Annotated in this window: 1 pseudogene; it reads left to right on the top strand. The window is 61.2% G+C overall.

Going from position 1 to position 985, the window contains the following annotated elements:
- Positions 1-870: 870 nt before the first annotated feature.
- Positions 871-985, top strand: a pseudogene (locus EOA86_RS41025) (EamA family transporter); the annotation flags it as partial.

Genomic DNA, 985 nt, shown 5'->3' with positions numbered 1-985 from the left:
GCCTTAAGTCCGGTGGCGTCCATGTCCAACCCTCCTCGACAGTCATTTTCATTCGCCCGTCGCAAAACTCGGCGAAAGGTGTCTTCAAGCTAGGAAACGGTCGTAATTCATGCCGGGGATGGAACAGGCTTGACCAGAGCCTTGTCAATCGGCAGTGCGATCCTTTCAGGCCCTCAGATGGGGGACCTCGAACGAATGCCCTATTTCCCATCTGTCAGCGAGCGTCGGAGCTGCTCGTCGAGCCGCTCAAACTCCGCAGCCAACCTGTCGCAGGTAAGGCGGCCCGCTTCACAGCGAAGTTTCCGTTTTGCGATCCAGTGGCCCTGCCAACCTTGCTAAGCCGCCTCCACGTCACAGCGGGATAAGCCTCCTCGGAGGGCTGCGTGAACACCCACTGGGTAAGCCCATCGTCCGAAACGAACAATTCGAAGCGGGTTGAAGGTTCCGATCGATGAAGGGCAGTGGATGTCTTCACCTGCCTGAAAAAATCCAGCGCGTCAGAACCGTCAGATCGCACATCGTTGACGGCCCTCGCCCGTCACGGTGAACGGCTTCCGCCCCGTCATTAGCGTGCGAGCTGACCGCGCTTGTAAGCAGCATAGCACCCGCCACCAGGAATCCTCTCACTTCGCGCTCCTTCAAGAGGGATTTCTTGCGCGCTAGCATCCGGCGGTTTCATTGCCAGCCCCTGCCCCAACGCAAGCTCGCCGCTGGCGCAGCGCCGCGCAGGGTTTCGCCCGTGTAGCGTACGCCGTGGCCTGATCGTCGCGGCCGCCGTGCTGATCATCGGCAACGGTGCGGCAACCCCTGCTGACGGTACGGTGTCAGGACAAGGCAGCATAGTCTGGCGATACAACGGGATCCCTAAGCATGCCAGGCACCACCGACACCGCCGCCGAGCGCACCCTTGGCATGATCCTGGTTTCGACGTCGGCGGCGGTGTTCGGCCTCACCGGCGTGTTGACCAAGTCGATCCATGCCGACC

Origin of the sequence: Mesorhizobium sp. M5C.F.Ca.IN.020.32.2.1, assembly GCF_004023105.1 — a bacterium.
Taxonomy (GTDB): domain Bacteria; phylum Pseudomonadota; class Alphaproteobacteria; order Rhizobiales; family Rhizobiaceae; genus Mesorhizobium; species Mesorhizobium wenxiniae.
This window is presented reverse-complemented; position numbering and strand designations above follow the sequence as displayed.